The following is a 3,971-nucleotide window of genomic DNA, read 5'->3' as shown; positions in this document are numbered from 1 at the left end:
CGTTGGTCGCGTCGGTTCGTTCTTGGTCTTCTTGTCCCCCCCCCCCCCCCCCCGCGCCCCCCCCCCCCCCCCCCCCCCCCCCCCCCCCCGCCTCCGTGCATCCCGATGTCAGAGTGCCCGGCTGTTGCAACCCATTTCGGAACCGAGGTGGCTCTTCTGCGCGCCCGCGGCCCCTTCTCCGTTCAGCAGGTTGCCGGCCACGCCGGTGAGGGCGCCGACGCTGCCGAGCACCTCGATGTTCATGTCGTGCGAGCGGCACTCGACGCCCTGCGTGATGTCGATGCTGTCGGTGTCGTGGCCCTCATCGCCGTACGCGAAAGCGGAGTTGGCGCCGAAGGAGCCGACACTGCCGAGGAGGACGCTCAGAAGAACTACCTTGTGCAACTTGCGCATGTGAAGCTCCTTGGAGGAAGTGCGGGGACCTGACCTGTCGGGTCAGGACTGCGGATGTACGGGAGCGGGCTGTCAGCCGAGCTGGGGAAGTCCCAGTTGCCCGACGGGAGGGGCCGCGATCTGCCCGAGGGCGACCGGAGCCAGTTCCGGTGCGCTCGCGGGCGTGATCGTCGAGTCGACGAGCGGGTTCACCTGAGGGTTCAGCTGCGGGTTCACCTGGGGGGCGACCATCATCGGGGCCTCTGAGTCGAGTACCTGGGGTACCGCCACCTGCGGGGCCACTTGCGGCATGACCTGTGGCATGACCTGCGGCACGACCTGTGCCGGTGCGGCCTGTGCCGGCTGCGCGGGTGTGGCCTGCACGAACCGTGCGGGAGCGGCCTGTTGAGGGTTCGACGTGCTGGAGGCCTGTGCTGTTCCCTGTGATGAGGCAGAGGCCGAGGCGTACCCGGTCTGCTGTGCTCCTGACGGGGCGGCCTGTGGGGCTGGTCGGGGAGCCGCGGCCGGGGCAGCCGACTGATCCGGAACCGATGCCGGGGTGGTACTGAGGCGCCCCTCCGGTGAGTCGGCATAGCTGCCGCTGGCGCCGATGCCGGCCAAACCGCTGGCCGCCGCGACGACGAGCGCGGCCTTGTGAAGCTTCCGCATGAAACCCTCGGCCCTTCGTTACCTGAGATGTGAGTCCATTGCATTCAATGCGGTCACGCGTGCAGTTGGTGCGTCACTCGCATCGCGCCGGAGGCTACGGTTGTCTCGAGGAGCACGCGGACTTCGTATCGGAGCTGGCAGCGGATCCTCTACCTGTGAATGGTCTGCGGGCGCTGCCATCTCTTCCGAGGAACGAGATTTCGGCGCCGTGGTCACGGCACTCGACGGGTCGTCACCCGTTTGCCGTCCACGGGCCCGGGCGTCACGGCTCGCACGCCGCACCGAATGGGTGACCACACCCCCGCACCCGTTTCGAGCCCGTGTTTTTTTCGTTCCCCATGGGGCGATAGGGATGGCCCATCGCGGCCGAATGGAGCAGCGAGGACAGCGAAGACCGCGCTGCCGCATCGGCACATCAGCTTCCGTGCACAGGTCAATTGAAGAGCCGAGGAAACTCATGCGTATGCTTCACAAGATCGCGCTCGTCGCCGCAACAGCCGGCGGCCTGGCCGGCGTCGGCGCCGGCCCGAGCTCCGCCGTCACCCCGTCCGCGCCCAACGGCGTTGCGCCGCACCCGGTTTCGCAGGCCGACGCCCAGGCGGCCTCGGCGTCCTCCGCTCAGGCGACCGCGCAGACCTATGGCTCGCCGGCTCCGCAGCAGCTGGCGCCGGCGCGTGGCGCTCAGGTTTCCCCGCAGGTCAGCCCCCAGCTGAACCCGCAGTTCAGCCCGCGGATCTCTCCTGAGGCGCCGCGGAAGCAGCAGGGCGCTTCGGCGGGGCAGGCCAACCTGTTCCGTCCGTACCAGGAGTGCAGCCCGCAGACCCTGCTCGACGCGAACGTCCCGATCGCCCTGCTCGCCTCGTCCCAGACCCGGGGCGTCGAGTGCACCCAGGCCAACAACCAGGCGAATTCTTTCGCCAACGTGCAGCACTGACGGACGACCACGTCGATACCGGGAACAGGCGTGGACGGACCGGGCTCGGCTCGTCCCGCGATATGACTTTCGGTGTTTTCTCGGCGACATAAAACCTTGGCGACATAAAGATCAGCGTGTCGTTGTCCAACTCAAGGCATTTGTCGCTAATGTTCTGCCCTGTAACCGCGATCTGCCCACAGATCGCAAAAACTCACCCCCACACGGAGATGAAATGCGCAAGCTTCGCAACGTTGCCGTCCTGGTCGCTGCCATCGGCAGCATCGGACTCGTAGGCGGTACGGCCTACGCCGGCGGTCACGGCGAGGGTGGCGACCAGTTCAGCGTCACGCAGAGCTCCACCTGTAAGTCGCACGACCTGAACCTCGACGTCCTCGGCCAGGTCGGCGTGCTGAACGGCCTGCTGGGCAACGCCCTCAACGGCGAAGGCAACCCGGGCGCCCAGTCCACCTCGCTCGGCTCCAGCCAGGGCTGCAACAACAGCGCCTTCTGAAGTCCCCTCAGGCGTAAAAACGCTCAACCATGAACGGTCCCGGCACTGGGCCTCAGGCAAAGTGCCGGGGCCTTCTCGTGCGCCAAAACACTTCAGAAGCGGCACAGCGTTGCGCTGGCACCTTCCGGGCACTCCGTTCTGGCGCCCTTGACTTCTTCGCGTCACATAGAGGCGATCCCTCGCGGATCGCATTCACCTCACTTCTTCTGGAGATGGCATGCGCAAGCTCCGTACGGCCGCTGTCCTGATGGCCGTCCTCGGAAACGTCGGGCTTCTGGGCGCCAGCGTCGCCCACGCGGATCAGGGCTGGGACAGGGGCGACAGCCTCAAGGTCTCGCAGCACAGCACCTGTCAGTCGCACGACCTGAACCTCGATGTCCTCGGCCAGGTCGGCATCGGCAACGGGCTGGGCGGCAACCTGCTGGGCGGAGAGGGCGCCCCGGGGGCCCAGAAGACGTCGCTGGGCTCGACCGCGGGCTGCAACAACACGTTCGGCTGAGAGCTCACAGACGGGCAACCTGCGGGCGAGTGACTCATCGACCCGCAAGGGTCAAGTCTCGAACCCGCGGTTCAGCTGTCCGCGAGCCCTGAGTCCGGGGTTTCGACCCTGCCGTCGAAACGGCCCCGAACATGCCGATGGGTCTGCCTGAGTTCCGAACACAGCGGCGGCCTTCGCCTGATCCCGCGCTCCGTCACGGAAGCATGGGATCAACGCGAAGGCCGCCGCTGTGAGGCTGTCGCGCCACGGCACGTCCCGAGGGATGTGATTGCCGGACGCCGGCCTCTTCGAAAACGAAATGCTGGTCCGGGAACCCTTCCCCGGACCAGCATTTTCCGTGAGCGCTCAGGCGCCGACGTGCGGCTTCTTGAACCCCTTGGGCAGCTCGACGGTGTTGTTGCACTCCACGACCGGCCCCACTTTGGCGGGGGCGCTTCCCAGGAGTTGGTCCTGCTGGGTGACCACGTTCGGCCGGTCCGTTGTCGAGCACTGCTGGTCCTGCTTGATGACGTGCGTTCCGTCCTTGTCGGTGTGCGTCTCATTTTTCTGAACGCACACGACGTCCTTCTGCTCGGTGGGGCAGTTGCCCGCGTTTCCCGCGGCATGTGCTGTAGCGCCGAGGCAGATGGCGGCGAGGCTTCCGGCGAATGCTGCGACGGTCGCGGTCTTCTGTGAAAAGAGCATGCGTTGAATTCCTTTGTGGTGAAGAATCAGATAATTCTTTGTTGACCGGCGTTGTCCGCGTCGAGAAAATCGGGCAATTGGAGCCTTGTCCGCCGACAGGATGGTTGTAGCCCGGACGCGAACTCGGCGTCCGGGCTACCTGCACCACGGGATATCACTCAGCGCACCGCTCGGTCCGTATCCCCGACGCTGAATGAGGCCGCGGCGGGCCTTCACTCGGAGCTCTGGCACTCAGTCGTTGCCGCCCTGCTCCTGCTCCTGCGCCTGGACTTGCTCCTGGGCCTGCTCCTGCTCCTGGGCCTGCGGCTGGGCCTGCTCCT

The 3,971-nt window shown here is 66.5% G+C and carries 6 protein-coding genes; 3 read left to right on the top strand and 3 right to left on the bottom strand.

What is annotated here, in order from left to right:
* Nucleotides 1-108 precede the first annotated feature (108 nt).
* Nucleotides 109-393 (bottom strand): hypothetical protein, encoded by a 285-nt coding sequence (locus ACFYW9_RS35315; protein WP_389159197.1) that lies wholly within the window; start codon nucleotides 391-393, stop codon nucleotides 109-111.
* A gap of 72 nt (nucleotides 394-465) precedes the next feature.
* Complete coding sequence (locus ACFYW9_RS35310; RefSeq protein WP_389159195.1) at nucleotides 466-756, bottom strand: hypothetical protein; 291 nt, start codon at nucleotides 754-756, stop codon at nucleotides 466-468.
* A gap of 742 nt (nucleotides 757-1,498) precedes the next feature.
* On the opposite strand from ACFYW9_RS35310, the gene ACFYW9_RS35305 reads away from it, so the two are divergent.
* The 3 genes from ACFYW9_RS35305 to ACFYW9_RS35295 all read left to right on the top strand — a co-directional run bounded on the left by ACFYW9_RS35305 (nucleotide 1,499) and on the right by ACFYW9_RS35295 (nucleotide 2,967).
* Nucleotides 1,499-1,975: a hypothetical protein gene (locus ACFYW9_RS35305; RefSeq protein WP_389159193.1), complete on the top strand. Its 477-nt coding sequence runs from the start codon at nucleotides 1,499-1,501 to the stop codon at nucleotides 1,973-1,975.
* A gap of 214 nt (nucleotides 1,976-2,189) precedes the next feature.
* Complete coding sequence (locus ACFYW9_RS35300) at nucleotides 2,190-2,468, top strand: hypothetical protein (protein WP_351859749.1); 279 nt, start codon at nucleotides 2,190-2,192, stop codon at nucleotides 2,466-2,468.
* A gap of 217 nt (nucleotides 2,469-2,685) precedes the next feature.
* Complete coding sequence (locus ACFYW9_RS35295) at nucleotides 2,686-2,967, top strand: hypothetical protein (RefSeq protein WP_389159191.1); 282 nt, start codon at nucleotides 2,686-2,688, stop codon at nucleotides 2,965-2,967.
* Between the two features lie 345 nt (nucleotides 2,968-3,312).
* Here ACFYW9_RS35295 and ACFYW9_RS35290 read toward each other — a convergent pair whose 3' ends face one another.
* The gene (locus ACFYW9_RS35290; RefSeq protein ID WP_389159189.1) at nucleotides 3,313-3,651 is read right to left on the bottom strand and encodes a hypothetical protein; all 339 of its coding nucleotides are present in this window, start codon (nucleotides 3,649-3,651) and stop codon (nucleotides 3,313-3,315) included.
* Nucleotides 3,652-3,971 lie beyond the last annotated feature (320 nt).

The sequence above is a fragment of the Streptomyces sp. NPDC002698 genome, assembly GCF_042888945.1.
Classification (GTDB): Bacteria; Actinomycetota; Actinomycetes; order Streptomycetales; family Streptomycetaceae; genus Streptomyces.
This window is presented reverse-complemented; position numbering and strand designations above follow the sequence as displayed.

Coding starts and splice junctions, on each gene's coding strand:
- ACFYW9_RS35315 (WP_389159197.1), bottom strand. CDS start 393: ATGCGCAAGTTGCACAAGGTAGTTCTTCTGAGCGTCCTCCTCGGCAGT.
- ACFYW9_RS35305 (WP_389159193.1), top strand. CDS start 1,499: ATGCGTATGCTTCACAAGATCGCGCTCGTCGCCGCAACAGCCGGCGGC.
- ACFYW9_RS35300 (WP_351859749.1), top strand. CDS start 2,190: ATGCGCAAGCTTCGCAACGTTGCCGTCCTGGTCGCTGCCATCGGCAGC.
- ACFYW9_RS35295 (WP_389159191.1), top strand. CDS start 2,686: ATGCGCAAGCTCCGTACGGCCGCTGTCCTGATGGCCGTCCTCGGAAAC.
- ACFYW9_RS35290 (WP_389159189.1), bottom strand. CDS start 3,651: ATGCTCTTTTCACAGAAGACCGCGACCGTCGCAGCATTCGCCGGAAGC.